A 20,766-nucleotide genomic window follows, 5' to 3' on the forward strand; every position below is an offset into this window, starting at 1 on the left:
ACAACATGGGCAAGACCAAGAAGATCAATTCATTAAGCCACTATCAAATGATGCTGAGCCGGTATCTGCTTCCGCGGAAAAAAACGGTAACCGGGCTCGCGCTGCTTTTATTTGTCTCCATTTTGCTGCAGTTGGTTAATCCTCAAATTATCCGTTATTTTATTGATACCGCGCAATCGGATAATGCCATGCAGCCGTTGTATTATGCAGCCGCGTTGTTTATCGGCTTCTCGCTTGTCCAGCAGCTCGTATCCGTCGCAGCGACCTATGTGAGTGAAAATCTCGCTTGGCGCGCGACAAACGAGCTGCGCGGCGATCTTGCCGAGCACTGCCTGAGACTGGACATGTCGTTTCATAAATCGAATACGTCCGGGTCCATTATTGAGCGCGTCGACGGGGATGTGAATGCGCTCGCCAATTTTTTCTCCAGCTTTATTATTCACCTAGCCGGCAATCTTCTTCTTATGCTGGGCATTATCGTTTTATTATTCCGGGAAAATGTGATGATCGGCGCAGGCATGCTTCTATTTGTGGCATTCGCTATGTTTGTCATTCAATGGATTCGCAAATTCGCCGTGCCCGTATGGGCCAAGTGGCGGCAAATCAATGCCGAATTTTACGGCTTTATCGGCGAGCATCTCGAGGGGACGGAGGATACGCGGGCAAACGGCGCGACCGGCTTTGTCATGAACCGCTTCTATTCGCTGCTGCGCCGGATGCTGCCTTTGCGGAGAAGGGCGTTTCTCGGCTTTTCCTCCATGTGGATAACGACGATCATCGTGTTCGCGCTGGGCAATGCGATGGCTTTTGCGATTAGCGCCTATCTCTGGAAGGCAGGCAGCATCTCGATCGGGACCGTTTATTTGATTTTTTATTACACGGAGCTGCTGGCGAAGCCGATCGAAAAAATCAGGACGCAAATCGAGGATTTGCAAAAGGCGGATGCCAGCCTGCTCCGGATTCGCGAGCTGCTTGCTACGGCGCCGCGAATCGAGGACGGGCCTGGAGCGAAGCTGCCGGAAGGCCCGCTTGCCGTGGATTTGAATGCGGTTACTTTCGGGTATGATGATTATCCGACGCTTGAGGAGCTGCAGCTGCATGTCAAGCCGGGCGAAGTGCTTGGCCTGCTTGGGCGAACGGGGAGCGGGAAGACGACGTTGGCGCGTCTTCTGCTGCGCTTCTATGACCCGCAGCAGGGCAGCATAAAGCTGAGCGGGACGGATATAAGGCAGTGCAAGCTCATGGAGCTGCGATCCAGGGTGGCGCTTGTGACGCAAAATATTGAAATTTTGCAGGGCAGCGTAAGGGATAACTTGACCTTCTATGACGATAGCATACCGGACCATGAGATCATTCTGGTTCTGCGCGAGCTTGGACTGCGGAGCTGGTATGATTCGCTGCCGGACGGGCTGGACACTTCGCTCGCTTCGGGCGGCGGCAGTTTGTCGGCAGGCGAGGCGCAGCTGCTGGCTTTTGCACGGGTTTTTCTCACGAACCCCGGACTTGTCATCCTTGACGAAGCTTCGTCGCGGCTTGATCCGCTGACGGAATTCCGGATGGAGCAGGCGATCGGCAAGCTGCTGAGCAACCGCTCCTGCATCATCATCGCGCATCGCCTGACTACGGTGCAGCGCGCGGATCAGATTGTGATTTTGGAGCAAGGACGCATCGTGGAAAGCGGGCCTCGGCTTAAGCTTGCCGCTGATCCAGCGTCCAGGTTCAGCAAAATGCTGGCGGCAGGGCTCGAGGAGGTGCTCGTATGAGTACATTTACGTATATGTGGCGTTTAATATGCTACCGGCCAGGCTGGTATTTGACCAATGCAATCGTCTGGACGGTTATTTACCTGATGCCGATTTTTCCGGGGCTCATCACGAAAGCGTTTTTTGATTCATTGACGATCGATTCAGCTGCCGGCTATGGGACGTGGGGCTTAATCGCACTTTTGCTTGGAGCCGCGCTTGCCCGCAGCGCGACGGTGTTGATCGGTTTTATCACGGATGTTAACTTTCGATTCCGCATGGGCATGCTGCTGCGTCGGAATTTACTGGAGCATATTTTAAAGGAGCCCGGGGCAAGGGCGATTCCGTGCTCGCCGGGCGAGGCGATCAGCCATTTCCGCGATGATGTCGACCAGTCGGAGGAAGCGGTCAGCTGGTCCGTCGATGTGTTCGGCATGACCTGCTTTGCGGTCGTGTCTTGCTTTATCCTCATCCGAATAGACGCGCAAATGACGACGCTGGTGTTTTTGCCGCTCGTCATCGTAGTGATTGCCGCGCAGCTGGCTACGACCCGGCTGCAAAAGTACCGCTCGGAGAGCCGTGACTCTACCGCCAAGGTTACCGGGGCCATCAGCGAAATGTTCGGCAGCGTTCAGGCTATTCAAGTCGCTGGCGCGGAGAAGCGCGTCATGTCGAGGTTTAGAGCGCTGAACGATAATCGCCGCAAAACGATGCTGAAGGATAAATTGATGACCGAGGTGCTGGATTCGATATTTTCCAATTCGGTCAATCTGGGTACGGGACTCATTCTGCTGCTTGCCGGGCAAAAGATGCGCGGAGGCGAATTTACGGTAGGGGACTTTTCTTTATTCGTCTATTACCTTACCTTCGTGACGCAGTTTATTTCTAACTTCGGCAAGTTTCTGACCTACTTTAAACAAATGACGGTGGCTCTTCTCCGTTTGACCGGTATTCTGCAAGGGGCGCCGGCTCAAGTGCTCACGGCCGCAAACGGTTTGCAATTGAAGGGGGATGCCGCGGATAGACCAGCGGAAGCAGCGTCATCTGCGGGAGATAAGCTGGAGCAGCTGGAGGCAAGCGGTCTGACCTATACGTATCCCGAAACCGGAAGAGGCATCGCGGACGTTAATCTTAAGCTTACGCGTGGCTCCTTTACGGTCATAACCGGCCCCATCGGTTCGGGAAAAACGACGCTTGTGCGGACGCTGCTTGGTCTTTTGCCTCAAACAGGCGGCACGGTGCGATGGAACGGCCGAGAGGTGCACGATCCCGGCTCGTTCTTTATTCCTCCGCGGAGCGCTTATACGGCCCAGGTGCCTAGGCTTTACAGCGATACGCTGTGCGAGAATATATTGCTCGGCCATTCGGACCAGGACGGCCAGCTGGCAAGGGCGCTGCACACCGCGGTGCTCGAGGAGGATCTCGGACATTTGCAAAACGGTCTGGACACGGTCATCGGCCCGCGCGGCGTAAAGCTCTCCGGGGGCCAGGCGCAGCGGACGGCCGCGGCGCGCATGCTGGTCCGAGACAGCGAGCTCTATGTATTCGATGATCTCTCCAGCGCGCTGGATGTCGAGACCGAGCAGAAGCTTTGGTCGCGTCTCTTCCGCGAGCGGGGCGATGCCACATGCCTCGTAGTCTCGCACCGCAAGACGGCGCTGGCGAAGGCTGATCATATTATGGTGATGAGAGATGGACGAATCGAGGCCCAAGGGACGGCGGCGGAGCTGCTTGAAGGCAATGAATCTTTCCGTAAGCTGTGGCATGGAGAAGAAAGCTAAAGTGAATTGTATTTTGTCGAATGCCGCGATATGATAGACCATATCTTAATTTGTCGAATCGTAATAGAAACGGATCTTACCACATAAAAGAGGTGTCTCAACATTAACCGTTTCTATCTTGCTGCGGGAAACGTACTCAAGGATTTATTGCTGGTATTTCGGCTTATTGTTAGATCCAGGAGCTCGGTAAGCAGGAAAATATTCATCTATTATATGGGCAGCGTAACCTTTGTTATATTGCTGTTCGGTATTTTGTCCTACAATTATTCGCGGACAGTCGTTATTGATAAATTAATGGAAAGCAGTCAGGAAACGGTGATGGAGACCGGCAAACGGATTGATCTGATGCTGGACAACTATAGGATGGTCACATCGCAGATTGCATCGGACTCGGAGCTCCGCGATGTGCTTGCAGGAGAATCCTGGCAAAGCCAGTATCAAAGCGACCGATTATCCAATATGCTGAAAACCAAGTTTCTGGGTTATTCAGTGAATGATCCGTTAATGCGTCTCGATTTGATGAAGATTGATGAGGCGCAAAAACAGGATTGGCTGCAGCCCGTTTTGCGGGAAAACGGAAAAGCAACATGGCTGGAAACCACGCAGAAGGGTTACATCGCGGGAAAGATTCTCAATGACCCGGCCTTTGCCGTGGCCAGAACGGTGAATAGGCAGGGAACGGTTCTCCCCCTCGGCGTTCTGATTATGGAGATTAATACGCATACGTTTGTCGATAAACTAGTAAACGTACGATTCAGCGGTAATTTGCTTGTCGTAGACAAGACAGGAAAAATTATGATCGCGGCAGACTCCAGCCAGATCGGCATGACCATTGCAGCGAATCAGCTGCAATTGACGAACGGCGATTCAAGCGGGTCGGCCCGGGGCATTTTTGTGGAAGGCAAGGAAATGATGTTCGTTTACCACAAATCTCCGGTAACCGGGTGGATTCTGATAGGTATGGAGCCCGTTACCGAGGTGACGAAAGAGACAGGGGCAATCTGGATTTATACTATGGGCATGATGGTATTTGCCCTGATGCTTACGGGTATCCTCGGCATTTTCGTTATCCGAAACGTAGGAGGCCCGCTGCATACGCTTAGCTCGGTGATGGATAAAAGCCGATCAGGGGACTTATCCGTTAGAGCGCCGGTCATGTCGAATGATGAGATTGGACAGGTTAGCCGCAGCTTGAATCAGATGATGGACCAGGTTCAGCTCTTGATGAAAGAAGCGGAAGAGTCCGTTTATTTGCATACGAGGCTCGAAGCGGAGTCGGAACAGCGGAGAATAGCCGACCACCTTACACATTCCATCACGCAATTGTCTTCCTCCCTGAAGCTGGAAGAAGTATTGTACCGTATATTTCCGCTCTTGAATGAGTTCGCGCCAATCGTTCGCGGGAGCCTATGGATGAGGGATGATGAAGAACGCTTGAGGCTTAAAGTACAGAAGAATGGCCCGGCGCTCGTATACAAGGAGCATTTCGTTGAGATGGAAACGCTTCCTGACTCCGTTTGCAGCTCCATATTCTCAAGCGACCCCATTGCCTTGGATGATGAAATCGCGCAAAAGTCCTTTGCTGCCCTGCTTCCTGACGGGGAACTTGGGAATCGGGGTTGGATGCTCTATCCCTTCGTGTATCAAAGGAAAACGCTAGGATTCTTGCTGCTCGATTGCAGTCACTTAACGGACAAGGAAAAACAATATGTTTCGCTATTTACCGCGCAGGCCACGATTACGATCATGAACGCCCGTATACATGAGGATATGCGGAAGCAGGCGACCGTTGACGGTTTAACCGGCATTTATAACCGCCGTTTTATATTTTCCGAGGCGGAGCGTCTCTGTTCTACGGAGCAGTCGATGCGTTTCTGCGTGATTTTGTTCGATATTGACCATTTTAAATCCGTGAACGACCAATATGGGCATGCCGCGGGTGACGAGGTGCTGCGGCAAGTAGCAGCATGTACCCGCTTGGTGTGCGGGAATAAAGGAATTCCTGGGCGATACGGCGGGGAAGAGTTCGTCATCCTTCTGCCGAATACAGAGCCCGAGGAAGCGTATCGCATGGCGGAAGAGCTGCGCGGCGTCATTGAAAACCATGTCAATCGGTACGACAACCAAGAGATTATGGTAACCGTAAGCATGGGGATTGCGTCTTCCGAAACCAACGTGTCTGATTTTCAAGAAGTGTTGTTTATGGCGGACAACCGGCTCTACCAGGCTAAACGCGAAGGACGTAACTGTATACGCTATGCATTAAACAATTAGGCTGACAAGGGAGTTTCTCGTATGGCGAAATGGGCTTTCCGATGCAGGTCTTTGGCCGTTTTAACCGTGCTGGCCCTTGTGGCCGCGGCTTGCGGCCATAACGATAACGACGACAGAATAGCTGAACAGGATAAGAATGCCCCGCTGGGGAGTGATTATGGGGAAGGAATCGTCGTTGGCTTTTCGATGGATACGCTGATCGAGGCTCGGTGGTTGAAGGACCGGGACCTGTTCGTTGCGGCTGTCGAGCGGATGGGGGCGGAAGTTAATGTGCAGGCGGCCGGCGGAGATGAGGAAAAACAAGTTTTCCATGCGGAAAATTTGATCAGCCTAGGCGTGGATATTCTGGTGGTGGTACCGAATAACGCGGAGGTAATGACGGAAGTCGTCGAGGAGGCTCACGCTGCCGGCATTAAAGTGCTCTCGTATGACCGTTTGATTAAAGGCGCGGACGTGGACCTTTATATCTCATTTGATAACGAAAAAATAGGAAGAATGCAAGCGGAGGCCATAAAGAAGCAAGTTCCTAAAGGGAATATCGTTTATATCGGCGGTTCCGAAATGGATAACAACTCTCATTTGCTTCGAAAAGGAGCCTTCTCGGTTCTCCAGCCTTTGATTGATAATGGAGATTTGAACATAATCGAAGACCGGTTCACGGATGAATGGCTACCGGCAAAAGCGCAGGAGACGATGCAGCGCGTTCTTGAGAATGCAGGCAGCCGGGTCGACGGGGTTATTAGCGCCAATGACGGAATGGCTGGCGGGATCATTGATGCATTAATGACGATGGACTTGCAGGGAAAAGTCGCTGTAACCGGCCAAGATGCCGATTTGATGGCGATACGAAGAATTATTCAAGGCACGCAGACGATGACGGTCTATAAGCCCATCGATCTCCTCGCGGAAACGGCTGCCGAGCTTGCTATTAAGCTTGCGAGAGGAGAGGCGGTAACCGCAGACAAGTACGTAAACAACGGAAAAGGCGAGATTCCTTCCGTACTGCTCGATCCGATATTTGTGGATCAATCGAATATTGACGCGACGGTCATCGCAGACGGCTTTCATAAACGGGAGGATGTCTATAAATAAAGTGCTCCAAAGACGCCGGAGTAAAGAAAGCGATAAAAGGTTAGGATGATAAAGGGCAAATCAGGCCGAGCGCCTCTCTAATTGGAGAAGGCGCTCGGTTTTTTTTGCGAAGAAGACGTGTTGACAACTTTTTATCCTAGTGTTAGGATAAAAATATCCTAATTATAGAATTCATTAATTTAAGATATATAAGCAAGGAGGCGCACGGCATGTATCAGCCGGATGAGCAAAGCCAGCTGGATTTAAGATTGTTTCGCATATGGCATAAAGCTTCCAAGACGATCGAAGATAATATCCGCAAGGATATGTTGAGCTACGGCATCAGCCAAGAGCAATTTATGATTTTGGAGCTGTTATATAGCAAAGGCCCGCAGCCCATACAAAAAATAAGCGAGAAATTTTCGATCCCAAGCGGCAGTATCACTTACGTGGTAGACAAGCTTGAGAAGAAAGGTTATGTGAAACGGGAGCCAAGCACTACCGACCGCAGAGGCTCGAACGTGACCCTAACGGAAGCGGGACAGACTTTGTTTGATGATATTTTTCCGAAGCATGCAGAGGTTATTTCACGGAATTTAAGCTTTGTCAGCAATGCGGATAAAGAGCAGCTTATTGTGCTGTTAAAAGCAATCGGCCTTGGTGCGGAAGCACTTGGCGAGAAGGGGGATAAATCATGAAGGTAAATGTGTATACGCCGTTGCAGCAGGCGGTTGGTTCATTTGAAGACGGTAAAATTACCGAGCAGAAGCCGATTGGATTTCCTCAGGACCAGGGGGCAGTGAAAAGGGTAGGTCCGTTATTTTATTGGGCTTGGGCACATGCCAAGGAAGGCGGCAGCATCGGGCTTCACCCTCATAAGGGCTTTGAAATTATGACTTATGTGGTGAATGGGCTGGTTGAGCATGGAGATACCTTGGGTACGGCAAGCACCGTAGGCCCCGGCGGCGCACAGGTCATGCAGACCGGCTCCGGCGTATCGCATCGCGAGAAAATAACCGGACCTGATGCCGAAATCTTTCAAATTTGGTTTGAGCCTGATCTTAATGAAGCCGTGAAAAGAAAACCGACATACAACGAATATAACGCAGGGGACTTCCCTCAATCCAGCGGCAGCCAAGTGCATAAAACAACCATTCTTGGTGAGGGTTCCCCAATCCAGCTGGTAACGGAGGCGCAAATGTGGGACCTAACCTTGGAGCCGGATTCCATATATGAATTGACCATCCCCGAAGGTTATTCCGTCGCAGCGCTTGCGATTAGAGGAGACGGCGTATGGAGCTTCGGCGCAGCGGGAGGAAGCAGGGCCCTGTTCAAGCAAAAGGATTTTACGGTGCTGGAGGCAGATGATCAGGCAGAGCCGCTGCACTTGGAAAGCGGGGACGATCAGGTGCGCATGATCGTCATTCAACTGCCGACTCAAGTAGCATACCCGTTATATCAGCGTTAAAGCATATTACAGCATGGAGAAGGAGAGGATAAGTATGTCAAACGTGAAGCTGGCCATTATCTATTACGGTTGAATACCAAGCCAAGCGGACGGTAACGGTAGCTCGGTGGGTGAAAAAAGGAATCGCCGAGGCCTAATTGATACAGCAAGGAATGATTGTTAAGAGGCCAGGCGCCATGCCGGCCTCTTTTTTTCGGGTAGATAGAATAATCAAAAAGAGGTGTAAACAAAGAAGCGGTTTGGAACTGGAGGAGCGGCAGCGATCGCCTTTGTCTCCGGATTTCAACCGTGAGAGGCGGTATAATCGAAGAAATCTGGAGACAACAGCGGCCGGAAGTCCAAACCATCACCGCAGTTGCAATCGCCATATTAGTGAAAGCTTGGAAAGAAGAATGCTCGGCCCTTTCGTTGATTATCGACAGGATCGTTGATTTTTGCAATTACGCGGCGAGGGATTATCGCCTATAATAGATGTAATCGAAAAGACGAACCTCAGCGTAATGAAAAGGAGCAATCGGCATGACGGAAAACAGGGTTATTTTGTTTCAAGGCGACTCCATCACGGACGGAGCAAGAGGAAGAAATGACGACCCGAACCATATCTTGGGTCACAGCTATGCCTATATTATTGGAGCGAAGCTTGGCTACGTTTGGGCCGAACAAAAGCCCGTCTTTATTAACCGCGGCATAAGCGGTAACCGGGCTTCGGATTTGTATGCCCGCTGGAACGAAGATGCGATTAGCTTGAATCCGAATGTCATTAGCATTCTCATTGGCGTAAACGATGCTTGGCGGATCATGCGCGGAGAGCCGAGCGGTGTTACGGACCGATTTGAACGCGCTTACCGCCATATTTTGGAGGAAACCAAGCAGGTGCTGCCGGAAGCGCAGCTTGTGCTATGCGAGCCTTTTATTCTAAATACGGGTGCGCCTTCGCAAAATTGGCCGGCCTGGTCCGAGCGGATCACGGCTTACCGCCAAACGGTCCGACAGCTGTCGGAGCAGTTCGGCGCCGTTTTCGTGCCGCTGCAAGCCGCGTTCGATGAAGCCTGCAGCCGTGCGGATGCCGCTTATTGGCTGTGGGATGGCGTCCATCCTACCTCAGCCGGGCATGAGTTAATCGCGAAGCAGTGGCTACAAGCGGTATTGGGGAATGATTATACAAATATTGGTTAATGAATGGAATTAAAGCGAGAAAACCGGCATCGTTGGAGAGCCGGTTTTCTCCGTTTACACCACGAGAAGAAGGTTATGCCGCATGCAGAAAATAACCAAGCTGTTTCGTAATTTAAGCGTGACGTGGAAATTTGTCGCGACTTTTCTTTGTATTTTGGCCGTGTCGTTATCCGCAAGCGGTATTTATTTGTATCTTCAGCTGTCGGGCTCGGCCATCTCGCAAGCGCAGATCGTCATGGAGCAAAATTTGCTGCAAACGCGAAACAGCGTCATGAACAAAATGAATATGATTCAAAACATATCGAAGCTGCTGACCTCGGATATCCGTCTTCAAACGTTTTTGGGAAGCGATTTCAATAACAATTCGTTTGCTTATGACGACTATACGTCCAACATTAGCCCGTACGTGGAAAACGTGCTGCGGCAAAATCCGAATGTGCATTCGCTTAGAGTCTATATGACGAATCCGTCGATTCCGGAGGTTTACGACAGCTTTTATCAGATCAGCCGGATCAAGGAGCAGCAGTGGGTTAGCGAGGTTACGAAAAACGATTCCAACATATCCGGCTGGCGCGGACTGCATACCGAGAAGTTTCTATTGAACATTCCGAAGCGCCGCGAGCCGGAGAGCGTCTTTTCCTTTTATCAAAAAATCAACTCGATCCGTTATTTTGACACGGTCGGTTTGCTTGAAATTGAAATTTTGGAAAGCGATTTATTCGATATTCTGAATACGGAGAGCACGGGGCAGATCGGTGAAATTTTTATGATCGACCGGGAAAGCAATGTCGTATCCAGCAATAAGAGCGAGCTGTTTAAGCAGAAGATTACGGACGCAGGCTTGGCGACGATTCCGCTCGAAACGTCCTTCAACCAGGTGCTAAAGGTGAATGGCCGCAAATCGGTTGTCATTTCCGTCCCCCTTCATGATCTTGGCTTGCGTTTAATCGGCATTTTTCCGGTGAGCGGTCTGAATGAAAAGGTGAAGGAGTCCGCGTTCTCGATTACGGGCATTTTGCTTATTGCGCTTGTTGTACTCGGTTTTATCGTTTATTTGATCACAAATGCTTTGCTGTCACGGCTGAAAAGGATCGTGCTTGCGATGAAGCGGGTAAAAGAAGGCTCGCTCACCGTATCGGTACCGGTCCAGTCGAATGATGAATTCTCGCAAATCGCAATCAGCTTTAACCATATGACCGAGAGAATCCATGAGCTGGTCGAAACGGTGTACAAAAGCCAGCTGATGGAGCGGGAGGCCGAGCTCAAGGCGCTGGAGTCGCAGGTCAATCCTCATTTTCTTTATAACACGCTTGCTACGATTTCTTGGGTAGCGCGAAAAGCCAATTCGACGGAAATCGTTCATCTCTCGGGAGCGTTGGCGCAGTTTTACCGATTGGTGCTGAACAAAGGCAGACGCGAGATTCTGATCAAGGATGAGCTGGAAATGGTCAAAGCATATCTTGCGATCCAGAAATTCAGATTCGAAGAAATGTTTGACGTCGTTTACGATATCGACGAACGCGTATATGAATACTGCGTGGTCAAAAATATCCTCCAGCCGATCGTCGAAAACGCGCTGAACCACGGGATCGAGCCGAAGAGGGATCGCGGGACGCTGCAGATTAAGGCATCGATTGAAGCGAATGACATGCTCTGCTTCAAGGTGATCGATGATGGGGTCGGGATGTCGAAGGAACGGCTGGCGGCGCTGCTTGTCGGCAACATTGAACGTACGAGCGGGAGCGGCTATGCGGTGAAAAACATAACAGAACGGCTAAATTCCTATTACGGCGACAAGCATGCCTTCCACATTCACAGCGCACCGGGCATCGGAACGTCGGTTATGATTACTTTTGCCAAGGAGAGAGCGTGACTTATGTATAAGCTGCTTATTGTCGAGGATGAACGTTGGGAGCGGGAGGGTATGGTCGATTTTCTCGAATGGGCATCCCTTGGAATAGAAATTGCGGGAACGGCGCGCGACGGCATTGAAGGCCTCGAGCAAACGCTTGAGCTTGATCCGGACATCGTCATTACAGACATTCGGATGCCCGGCATGGACGGGCTGGAGATGTCCCGCCGGATTAAGGAGCTTAAGCCGCATGTGCGGATCATTATTTTGACGGGCTATGGCGATTTCGAATATGCGCGGAAGGCCATAGACCTGCGGGCGAGCCATTATGTTCTGAAGCCGATTAGCGAGGAAAAGCTGCTGGAGGCCTTGCACAAGGTCAAGGATGAATGCGAAGAGGACATTCAATCCAAGGAAGAGCGCGAGAAGCTGAGGGCCGAGGTGCAGGAGCATCGCCAGCTGATGAAGGAAAAATGGCTGGATGATTTGTTGTTCGGCACGCTTGAGACTAAGTATATTAGGGAGCTTATCCAAGCGGAAGGCTTCGGATCGGAGCAGGGCAGATTTGTGGCGTTCGCTGTTGCGGATCAAAGGCAGGGCCGTTTCGCCGAACGGCTGAAGAGCTTTTTCCCTGGCCCCAGCCTGGTCTCTTACTCGGATAAACGAGGCGGACAATGGATCATCGTCATTCCGGAGCCGGAGGAGCAGCCCGAGGAATACGCTGCCCAGCTTGGCGCGCGGATTACGGGACAAGGGGGCTTGCTGTGGCCTGCTGATTTCAAGGTGGGAGCAGGCGGACCGGTTGATAGTCTGCTGCGGATCGCGGAGTCCGTCAAGCAGGCTGAACAGATGCTCGCGTATGCATCATTTTGGGACGAGAACGGCGTGATCAGCCTGGAGCAGGCAGAACGGGAGCGGTCGGGGTTTCTGAACGAGGTAGCCGATTTTTTGCACAAAGGCAGCCAGCAGGTAAAAGCGATCGTGCACAGCGTCCATGCGCTGGATGAAGCACAGGCGCTTGCGAGCGCGGAGGAGATGTTCCGCGACGTGATGCTCCGCAAAGGGGCAGACGGCGATTACATCCGGCACTATGTCAGCGGTCTGCTGTTCGAGCTGTCTGTAGTCGCAGGGTCGCGCCAAACCGAAGAAAACGGAGGGGCTGATCCCGGCGAGCAGCTGTATATGCTGCCGACACTGGCCGCGATCAAAGTATACAGCCTTCAATTTATCAAGGATACGATTAGGGCTCTTCGCGAGAAGCGTGACGGCAAGGAGGAGTATGTCGTCCGCCAGGTGAACAAGCTGATCGAACAGAAGTTTATGTCGCCGGATATAAGCTTGAAGTCGATTGCGGAGGAAGTATTTCTGTCTCCTAACTATTTAGGCTCCCTCTATAAGAAGACGACCGGGCGCTCCTTTCATGACCAGCTCGCACAGATCAGAATGGACAAAGCCAAGGAGCTGCTGGCTTCCCCGCAATATAAGGTGGCGAGGGTCGCCAAGGAAGTCGGCATACCGAGCACTTCTTATTTCTGTACTGTTTTTAAGAACGCCTTCGGGATCTCGCCGGGCGAATACCAGGAAATGCTGCATCGAAAATAACGATAACGGAACGGTCGGACGGCTGCCTTGTCACTGAGGCAGCCGTCTTTATTTACAAGAAGAGAATGAAAGCGTTTAAATAATGCGTTGATATTTGAAACAAACCACATTTTTTGCTATATCTCGCCCCATCCCCATCTTCTACAATAGGATTAGGGAAAACATCAAGAGAAGGGGTGAACAGATGGAAGACTTGAGCGTGGCCGCAAGGCCTGGTGTGGGCAGCGGAATCAAACGCGGCAGCTTCGGCAAGCGCTTATGGGCGCAGCGCTATCTAATGATACTAACGCTGCCGGCTGTCATTTGGCTGATTATATTCCATTATGTGCCGATGTACGGCATTATTATTGCATTCGAGGAGTACAACCCGGTACAGGGCTTTACGTTCAGTCCTTGGGTGGGGCTGGCTAATTTTAAAGAGCTGTTTATCGATCCAAGCTTTCTGGATTCGGTTGTGAATACGTTTAAGATCAGCTTTCTGAAGCTGCTGTTCGGCTTCCCGGCACCGATCCTGCTTGCGATTATGCTCAACGAGCTAAGAGCGCAGCGCCTTAAGAAGGTTGTTCAATCGCTGTCGTACCTGCCTTATTTTATTTCATGGGTATTTGTCGTCGGCTTCATGTACACGCTGCTTGATCCAAGAACGGGCGCGCTAAGCGGGCTGCTGCAGTGGCTTGGCCTCATCACGCAGGACCAACTGCTGATGGGCGATCCCAAAACCTTTACCACGCTCGTCGTTATCTCGGAAGTATGGAAAAACATCGGCTGGAACTCTATCATATTTTTGGCGGCGATCGCAAGCATTGACCCTCAGCTTTACGAAGCGGCAACGGTGGATGGAGCGGGACGCTTTCGGAAAATATGGCATGTCACCCTGCCGGCCATTAAGCCGACAGTGGTCATTCTGCTCATCCTCAACGTAGGCGGCCTGGTTAATGCCAACTTTGATCAGCTGTTCCTGATGAAAAACTCGATGACGCAGGACCAGGCTAACGTGCTTTCTATTTATTCCTATGAGATGGGACTTGTGCTTGGGCGGTTCTCTTACGGTACGGCCGTTGGGCTGTTCCAGTCCATCGTTGCTTTCGTGCTGATGCTGGGCGCCAACTACTCATCACGCAAAATGACAAACGAAAGTCTATTCTAAGCGTCTATAGGCAGCGATCATCACGATGAATACGCATGAGGAGGGTTAGGTATGAATGCTGTACACCGGACAACGGGGGAGAAGCTGTTTGACGCGGCGAATGTCGTGCTGCTTCTGCTGCTTGCCTTCGTGACTTTGTATCCGTTCTATAACATATTGATTACATCATTAAACGATCCCGCCGATGCGGCGCGGGGGGGCATCACCTTTTGGCCGCGAGTCCTTTCCTTTGAAAATTATAAAATGGTGCTGCAGGACGAGAGCCTGATCAATGCTTTTATTGTGACGGTGCTCCGTACGGTCGTCGGTACGGCAACAGCGGTCCTGTTCACGGCAGCTTTCTCGTACGGGGTTTCCAAGCCGGAGCTGCTTGGCCGCAAGCTGTTTCTGATTTTGGCCATTATCACGATGTATTTCAGCGGCGGACTGATCCCGCACTATTTGCTGATTGCCCAGTACCTGCATTTGAAGGGCAGCTTTATGGCCTACATTTTGCCTAATTTGTTCAGCGTATTCAATGCATTAATTATGATTACCTTCTTCCGGGGCATTCCGAAGGAAATGGAGGAGTCGGCTAAGGTGGACGGCGCGCATGAGCTTACGATTTTCTGGCGGCTCGTGCTGCCGGTCTCAAAGCCTGTGCTTGCGACGATTGCGCTCTACAATGCGGTATTCCACTGGAACTCATGGTTTGACGCGATGCTGTACGGCGGCGAGAGCCTGCGAACGCTTCAGCAAATCCTGATGCAAATCATCAGCTCCAACAGCAACGTGAGCTTGATGGCGAGCAACCTCGGGATGAAGGCGGTTACCGCAGAATCCGTCAAGCTGGCAACGATGGTGATTACGACGCTGCCGATCGTATTCTCTTACCCGTTCCTGCAAAAGTATTTCGTTAAAGGGATCATGATTGGCTCGGTTAAAGGCTAAGCAACGGCTTCCGCGGGCAAACTGCCCGATATATAGAAGCAAATAGAAGCAATTCGAAAAGGGAGGATTCATTCATCATGTACAAAGCAAATAGAAAGTCGCTTACGGCCGCATTGGCATTCATTCTCGTGCTTGCCTTAGCGATCACGGGCTGCAGCAGCGGCAGCAATAACGAATCGGCGGCAAACGCGGGCAGCGCCAATACAGAGACAGGCAAACCCGACAACGCCGCGCAAACATCCAGCGATCCGAATGAGCCGGCATGGAAGCAGGACACCTCGCCGTTTACGTTCCGCCAATATTTTTATGGAACATGGGCATCCAACTATTTGTGGAAAGATCAATACAGCATGAAGCAGATTACGGATAAAACAGGCGTAACGATTGACCGCTTCCTTGCAACAGGCAATGATAATGACTTTTTAAATACGTTGATCGCCTCCAATGATTTGCCGGATACGCTCATGCTGGACTGGAACCATCCGCAGGTGACGAAGCTAATCAACAATGGCATGCTTTATTCCCTGGATGAGCTGATTGACCAATATGCGCCGAAGCTTTGGGATTCGATCGATCCGGAAATTATTAAATACCATTCCGTGAACGGCAAGCTGTGGTATTTGCCAAACAACTACGAGACGGAAGAACGCTTGACGAACGGCGTGCCGATTACGGGCATCCGCCCTTGGTTCGTGCGTAAAGATATTTATAAAGCGCTGGGCGAACCGAAAATCGAGACGGAGCAGCAGCTGTTCGAATTCTTGGAGCAGGCCAAAGCCAAATATCCAGAGCTTAGCCCCGTGGGCATGGAATCCTTCGACGTATCGATGTGGGGCTTCCAAGGCAGCTTGTCGATGGATTATCTGATTGATTCGTTCTCCCCGATGAATATGGAAAACCGGATTAAGGATGACACGCAGCGCGTGCTGTATCCGATGCGCGATACTAAATATATCGAGGCATTCCGTTACGTGAACAAGCTGGCCAAAAACGGTTTATTCGATCCGCAGCAGCTGATCGCGAAGTCGGAGCAGTATGACGAGAAAATTTACGGCGCCAACTTTATCGTAACCTCTGCTTTTATGAACGGCATGTACACGCAGTACAACCCGAAAATCAAAAGCACGTTAGGCGAGGATAAAACGTATGTCGTTCTCGACGGCTTGAAGGTCGGCGGACAAGAGCCGCGTTATCCGGCGAGCCGCTTGATGGGCTGGCAGGGCTTCTTCATTACGAAAAAAGCGGAAAATCCGGAGCGCATTATTAAATTCCTGGAATACGCATGGTCCGATGAGGGGCAGCTGGACTTCCGTTACGGCAAAGAAGGCGAAACCTACGATATGGTTGACGGCCTGCCGAAAGCGAAGGATGATGTGAAGGCTCTTGAGCTGAGCGACAACAATGCATGGTACAGCCAATACGGCTTTACGGCTTCAACGCTGATGTGGCGCTCCGGCAAGCTGTGGGATGCCGCAGAAAAACGTGATTTCGACGAGAAGCAGCCCGAGCAGGCGGCAGCGAAGGATCTTCTGAAGAAATACAATTTCGACAGCTTCTCGCTTGGCCTGGAAAATATCGAGCCGGAGGGTTCCACGCCGGAAGGCGTCATTAACGCCAAAATTAAAAACCTGTGGAACAAAACGATCCCGACGCTCGTGCTTGCGGGATCCGATAAAGAATTCGACGATATCTATAACGATTTCGTGAAGGATATGGAAAAGGTAGGCGCCGATAAAGTAGAGAAGGTTATGTATGAGCGCCATTTGGCCGATCTGGAGAAAAAAGGAATTAAATAATAGCGGAGCGGACAGGGAAGCTTGTCCGCTTTTTCTTTTTGCGGCCGCGGATCGGCGTACGCCAGGAACATAGAAAGGGAGGAACAGGCACAATGAAAGGAAACGACAATCAGGAGCATGCATGGAAATTGTGGTACGGGCTGCCGGCGCGGAAGTGGGAGGAAGCGCTGCCGATCGGTAACGGACGGCTTGGCGGCATGGTTTTCGGAGACACCCGACGCGAGCGGATTCAATTGAACGAAGATACGCTGTGGGCGGGTTTTCCGCGGGATACGAACAATTACGAGGCACTCCGCTATTTGAAGGCGGCGCGGGCATCCGTAGCGGACGGCCGCTATGCCGAGGCAGAGAAGCTTATCAATCAAAAAATGCTTGGCGTCAATACGGAGCCCTACCAGCCGCTCGGCAATCTTTGGATTGAGCATGCGGGGGCGGCTTGGAAAGAGACCGGCAGTTACAGACGCGAGCTTGATTTGGCGACAGGCATCGCGGCCACTGAATATGGCTTTGGCGAAGCGATCGTGAAACGCGAAGTCTTCGTCAGTGCAGTCGATGATGTTATGGTGGTCACCTACGAAGCGAGCGGCGCGAATCTGGAGCTGCTTGTTTCCGTCGATTCCCTGCTGCCGCATCGCGTGGAGACAAGAGAGGATGGGCTTGTGCTTGCAGGACAATGCCCGACCCATGTGGCGGACAATTATCATGGGGATCACCCGCAGCCGATTTTGTTCGAGGAGGGGAGAGGCATATCCTTTGGGCTTCAGCTGCAGGTGCTGCAGGAAGGCGGAACGGTCAGCGCAGCGGCGGACGGCAGGCTGCAGCTTACAGGAGCGCGGCGGGTAACGCTGCTGCTCGCGGCTGCGACCGATTTTGTCCGTTACGATACGCCGCCCGCCGGGGCTGCGCTCGCAAGCGCGCGATGCACCGAGCGTATGGTTGCAGCCGAAGCGCTTGGCAGCAAAGCGCTGCGCGAGCGGCATATGGCGGAACATACCCGGCTGTTCGGGCGGGTGGATCTGCATTTGGGCATATCCCCCGCAGCGAAGCTGCCAACGGATCAGCGGCTCATAGCTTATCGGAGCGGGGGAGAGGACCCTCAGCTCGAAGCGTTATATATGCAGTACGGACGATATCTGCTGATGGCCAGCTCGAGGCCCGGCACCCAGCCGGCCAATCTGCAGGGGATATGGAATCATCAGCTGCAGCCGCCATGGAACAGCAATTACACGACGAATATCAATGCGCAAATGAACTATTGGCATGCCGAGGTCTGCGCGCTGGGCGAGTGCCATCTGCCGTTATTCGATATGCTTGGCGAGCTGGCGGAAGCCGGTCAGCGGACGGCGAAAATCCATTACGGCGCGCGAGGCTGGACCGCTCATCACAATGTGGATTTGTGGCGTTCAACCTCGCCGAGCGGCGGGGACGCCAGCTGGGCGTTTTGGCCGCTGGGCGGAGCATGGCTGACCCGGCATTTGTGGGAGCATTACCAATTCGGCCGGGATACCGCATTTCTTAGGGAAACGGCCTACCCGCTGCTCAAGGGCAGCGCCTTGTTTTTTCTCGATTTTCTAGTGCCGGGACCGGAAGGTTATTTGGTCACGAATCCGTCGACGTCACCCGAAAATAAATTTGTTGCAGCGGACGGCGAAAGCGTCAGCGTTTCCTTAGCCAGCACGATGGATATTAGCATTATCCGGGAGTTGTTCTCGCATTGCATTGAAGCCTGCATGATCTTGAATATAGATCCTCTCTTCAAGGAGGAGCTGGAAGCAGCCCTGTCGAAGCTCCCTCCGCTGCGAATCGGGCGTCATGGCCAGCTGCAGGAATGGTTTTATGATTTCGAGGAAAGCGAGCCGGGTCACCGCCATATCTCCCATTTGTACGGCCTTCATCCGGGGGAGCAAATCTCGGATGAGACGCCGGAGCTGCTGGCGGCGGCAAGGACGACGCTGGAGCGCAGGCTGAACCATGGCGGCGGGCATACCGGCTGGAGCTGCGCATGGCTGATCAACCAATTCGCGCGCCTGCGGGACGGCGAAGGAGCTCATCGCTTCATTCGCACGCTGCTGTCCCGTTCGACGCATCCTAATTTATTCGATGACCACCCGCCGTTCCAGATCGACGGAAACTTTGGCGGGGCGGCCGGCATTGCCGAAATGCTGCTGCAAAGCCATAACGGCAGGATTATGCTGCTGCCTGCGCTGCCAAAAGCATGGCCGGAAGGCAGCGTCTCAGGCTTAAGGGCAAGGGGAGGTTATATTGTCGATATCGCATGGGGCGGAGGCAAATGGCTTGAGGCCTCCATAACGGCAACGGCAGACGGAATTTGCATAATTTCACACTCAGGCGAATTTGACATGTGGAACGATTCGGGAGAAGCGTTAGCCTGCGAAGAGAATGCCTTCCCTGTGTCGGCGGGGCATACGTATCGTCTCCAAAGCAGGGCTGTAGACTGAAGGAGCTTGTTGGCAAGGCATGCGATAAGAGATAAGATGGTTGATATAAGGTTGGAAGGCGGTAACCCCATCCTTTACTAAGGCAAATCAAAGAGGAGCCAAAGCGACCATGACGCAAACGATCCATGACAAATTAAAACAGATGGAGCTGGAGGAGCAGGAGCTTCGGTTCTCATCGTTCACGAATGACACAGCTCTTGCACTCGGACTCGCGATTGTAGAGGAAGCAAGGCAGTCAGGAAAACGGATAACGGTCGACGTTACCCGGGCCGGTCAGCGGTTATTTCTCCATGCGATGGAGGGAACATCGGTAGAGAACGAGAATTGGATCAGGCGCAAAAACAATGCTGCGAATCATTTTGGCACCAGCTCGTGGCATACGGCCTGCCGGCTTCAAAGCGAAGGAGTCACCATGGAAGAGAAGTATGGACTGCCGCTCACGGATTATGTGGGAGCGGGTGGAGCATTTCCGCTGATCGTGGCCGGCGAGGGACAGATTGGAACAGTCACCGTGTCTGGATTGCCCGATCAAGAGGATCATGATTTGCTTGTCACCGTGCTGCGCCGCTTTTTGTCCGGGCAGCCCCGCTAAAAAGCTTGGAAGGCGGGAGTCACAGTGAACGCTGATCGAAAAACATTTTGGAAAACGTATTTGAGCGGTTTGCAATTGCATGTGGCCGTCGCAAATTATACGAAGGTGCCCATTTCGTGGAAGGACGATGATTATACTCCCGATGTAAACAAGCTTTATTACATCCAAGAGGGCGAAGGGTACGTTCAGATAGGAAAGCGTAAATATTATCCGAAGGCCGGCGACCTCTGCTTGCTGCCTGCGGATGTCATTCAGTCCTACGGCACGCTGAGCGAGGATACGTTCGGCAAATACTGGTGCCATTTTACGGCGAAGCTGGATAATTTCAATTTGTTTCAGATGCTGGAAATGCCCGTCATCTTAACCGTGAACGATCATAACGGGCTGAAGGAGAAGTTCGAACGCCTCGTGGCGCATCATAAGAGCGAGGAATGGACAGCCGAGCTGCATGTGCAGGCAGCTTTTCTTGAGATTCTGGCTATGCTGCTGGAGCAGGCCGGCCACGTTGCGATAAACACGCCCACCACAAGCTCCTTCGAGAAAATGAATGTGGTGCTGAGCTATATCGAGGAGCATTTATCGGAAAATATGTCAGTCGATACGCTCGCGCAGCTTGTCCATTTTCACCCTAATTATTTTATCCGCATGTTTAAGAGTACGACGGGGCTTTCGCCCATTCAATACGTGAACCGCAAGCGGATGGACAAAGCGAGGCAGCTGCTTACCTTTACTTCGCAGAGCATCTCGGCAGTCGCTGAATCGCTCGGCATGGATGCTACCTATTTTTCGCGGGTTTTTAAGGAGTACACGGCATTGTCGCCAAGCGAATATCGGGAGCTTTCCATGAAGGCATAGGAAAAACAAAGAACCGCGGCA

At 52.0% G+C, this 20,766-nt stretch carries 15 protein-coding genes; all 15 read left to right on the forward strand.

Annotated features, from left to right (window positions below; genetic code table 11):
- The first annotated feature begins 5 nt into the window (after positions 1-5).
- The 15 genes from MRBLPE1_RS25040 (at position 6) to MRBLPE1_RS25110 (ending at position 20,745) form a co-directional block, all read left to right on the forward strand.
- Positions 6-1,763, forward strand: a complete 1,758-nt coding sequence (locus MRBLPE1_RS25040) for an ABC transporter ATP-binding protein (RefSeq protein ID WP_364150664.1) — start codon at positions 6-8, stop codon at positions 1,761-1,763.
- The gene (locus MRBLPE1_RS25045) at positions 1,760-3,523 is read left to right on the forward strand and encodes an ABC transporter ATP-binding protein (RefSeq protein WP_364150667.1); all 1,764 of its coding nucleotides are present in this window, start codon (positions 1,760-1,762) and stop codon (positions 3,521-3,523) included. Before MRBLPE1_RS25040 ends, MRBLPE1_RS25045 begins: the two co-directional genes overlap by 4 nt.
- Positions 3,524-3,736: 213 nt before the next feature.
- Complete coding sequence (locus tag MRBLPE1_RS25050) at positions 3,737-5,797, forward strand: diguanylate cyclase (protein WP_364150670.1); 2,061 nt, start codon at positions 3,737-3,739, stop codon at positions 5,795-5,797.
- Between the two features lie 21 nt (positions 5,798-5,818).
- Positions 5,819-6,889: a sugar ABC transporter substrate-binding protein gene (locus MRBLPE1_RS25055; protein ID WP_364150673.1), complete on the forward strand. Its 1,071-nt coding sequence runs from the start codon at positions 5,819-5,821 to the stop codon at positions 6,887-6,889.
- 209 nt (positions 6,890-7,098) lie between these two features.
- Positions 7,099-7,566 carry a MarR family winged helix-turn-helix transcriptional regulator gene (locus tag MRBLPE1_RS25060; protein ID WP_364150676.1) on the forward strand — a complete coding sequence of 156 codons (468 nt, stop codon included), beginning with the start codon at positions 7,099-7,101 and terminating at the stop codon, positions 7,564-7,566.
- On the forward strand, positions 7,563-8,336 hold the full coding sequence (locus MRBLPE1_RS25065) for a pirin family protein (protein ID WP_364150679.1): 774 nt from the start codon (positions 7,563-7,565) through the stop codon (positions 8,334-8,336). The genes MRBLPE1_RS25060 and MRBLPE1_RS25065 overlap by 4 nt, the downstream gene beginning before the upstream one ends.
- Before the next feature lie 519 nt (positions 8,337-8,855).
- The gene (locus tag MRBLPE1_RS25070) at positions 8,856-9,512 is read left to right on the forward strand and encodes an SGNH/GDSL hydrolase family protein (RefSeq protein WP_364150682.1); all 657 of its coding nucleotides are present in this window, start codon (positions 8,856-8,858) and stop codon (positions 9,510-9,512) included.
- 82 nt (positions 9,513-9,594) lie between these two features.
- Positions 9,595-11,385: a cache domain-containing sensor histidine kinase gene (locus MRBLPE1_RS25075; protein ID WP_364150685.1), complete on the forward strand. Its 1,791-nt coding sequence runs from the start codon at positions 9,595-9,597 to the stop codon at positions 11,383-11,385.
- Between the two features lie 3 nt (positions 11,386-11,388).
- The gene (locus tag MRBLPE1_RS25080) at positions 11,389-12,966 is read left to right on the forward strand and encodes a response regulator (RefSeq protein WP_364150688.1); all 1,578 of its coding nucleotides are present in this window, start codon (positions 11,389-11,391) and stop codon (positions 12,964-12,966) included.
- A gap of 184 nt (positions 12,967-13,150) precedes the next feature.
- A complete protein-coding gene (locus tag MRBLPE1_RS25085) occupies positions 13,151-14,113 on the forward strand; it encodes an ABC transporter permease (protein ID WP_364150691.1) in 963 nt (320 codons plus the stop codon).
- 51 nt (positions 14,114-14,164) lie between these two features.
- Complete coding sequence (locus MRBLPE1_RS25090) at positions 14,165-15,043, forward strand: carbohydrate ABC transporter permease (RefSeq protein ID WP_364150693.1); 879 nt, start codon at positions 14,165-14,167, stop codon at positions 15,041-15,043.
- 77 nt (positions 15,044-15,120) lie between these two features.
- Positions 15,121-16,839 carry an extracellular solute-binding protein gene (locus tag MRBLPE1_RS25095; RefSeq protein WP_364150696.1) on the forward strand — a complete coding sequence of 573 codons (1,719 nt, stop codon included), beginning with the start codon at positions 15,121-15,123 and terminating at the stop codon, positions 16,837-16,839.
- Between the two features lie 92 nt (positions 16,840-16,931).
- Entirely contained in the window at positions 16,932-19,298 is a 2,367-nt protein-coding gene (locus tag MRBLPE1_RS25100) for a glycoside hydrolase family 95 protein (protein WP_364150699.1), read from the forward strand.
- Between the two features lie 109 nt (positions 19,299-19,407).
- The gene (locus MRBLPE1_RS25105) at positions 19,408-19,890 is read left to right on the forward strand and encodes a heme-degrading domain-containing protein (RefSeq protein ID WP_364150701.1); all 483 of its coding nucleotides are present in this window, start codon (positions 19,408-19,410) and stop codon (positions 19,888-19,890) included.
- Between the two features lie 24 nt (positions 19,891-19,914).
- Positions 19,915-20,745 carry an AraC family transcriptional regulator gene (locus MRBLPE1_RS25110; RefSeq protein ID WP_364150704.1) on the forward strand — a complete coding sequence of 277 codons (831 nt, stop codon included), beginning with the start codon at positions 19,915-19,917 and terminating at the stop codon, positions 20,743-20,745.
- Positions 20,746-20,766 lie beyond the last annotated feature (21 nt).

The organism is Paenibacillus sp. LPE1-1-1.1 (assembly GCF_040676435.1).
In the GTDB taxonomy this organism is placed as follows: Bacteria; Bacillota; Bacilli; order Paenibacillales; family Paenibacillaceae; genus Pristimantibacillus.

Excerpts from the sequence above, each read along its gene's own strand:
- MRBLPE1_RS25040 (WP_364150664.1), top strand. The coding sequence starts at position 6 with ATGGGCAAGACCAAGAAGATCAATTCATTAAGCCACTATCAAATGATG.
- MRBLPE1_RS25045 (WP_364150667.1), top strand. The coding sequence starts at position 1,760 with ATGAGTACATTTACGTATATGTGGCGTTTAATATGCTACCGGCCAGGC.
- MRBLPE1_RS25050 (WP_364150670.1), top strand. The coding sequence starts at position 3,737 with ATGGGCAGCGTAACCTTTGTTATATTGCTGTTCGGTATTTTGTCCTAC.
- MRBLPE1_RS25055 (WP_364150673.1), top strand. The coding sequence starts at position 5,819 with ATGGCGAAATGGGCTTTCCGATGCAGGTCTTTGGCCGTTTTAACCGTG.
- MRBLPE1_RS25060 (WP_364150676.1), top strand. The coding sequence starts at position 7,099 with ATGTATCAGCCGGATGAGCAAAGCCAGCTGGATTTAAGATTGTTTCGC.
- MRBLPE1_RS25065 (WP_364150679.1), top strand. The coding sequence starts at position 7,563 with ATGAAGGTAAATGTGTATACGCCGTTGCAGCAGGCGGTTGGTTCATTT.
- MRBLPE1_RS25070 (WP_364150682.1), top strand. The coding sequence starts at position 8,856 with ATGACGGAAAACAGGGTTATTTTGTTTCAAGGCGACTCCATCACGGAC.
- MRBLPE1_RS25075 (WP_364150685.1), top strand. The coding sequence starts at position 9,595 with ATGCAGAAAATAACCAAGCTGTTTCGTAATTTAAGCGTGACGTGGAAA.
- MRBLPE1_RS25080 (WP_364150688.1), top strand. The coding sequence starts at position 11,389 with ATGTATAAGCTGCTTATTGTCGAGGATGAACGTTGGGAGCGGGAGGGT.
- MRBLPE1_RS25085 (WP_364150691.1), top strand. The coding sequence starts at position 13,151 with ATGGAAGACTTGAGCGTGGCCGCAAGGCCTGGTGTGGGCAGCGGAATC.
- MRBLPE1_RS25090 (WP_364150693.1), top strand. The coding sequence starts at position 14,165 with ATGAATGCTGTACACCGGACAACGGGGGAGAAGCTGTTTGACGCGGCG.
- MRBLPE1_RS25095 (WP_364150696.1), top strand. The coding sequence starts at position 15,121 with ATGTACAAAGCAAATAGAAAGTCGCTTACGGCCGCATTGGCATTCATT.
- MRBLPE1_RS25100 (WP_364150699.1), top strand. The coding sequence starts at position 16,932 with ATGAAAGGAAACGACAATCAGGAGCATGCATGGAAATTGTGGTACGGG.
- MRBLPE1_RS25105 (WP_364150701.1), top strand. The coding sequence starts at position 19,408 with ATGACGCAAACGATCCATGACAAATTAAAACAGATGGAGCTGGAGGAG.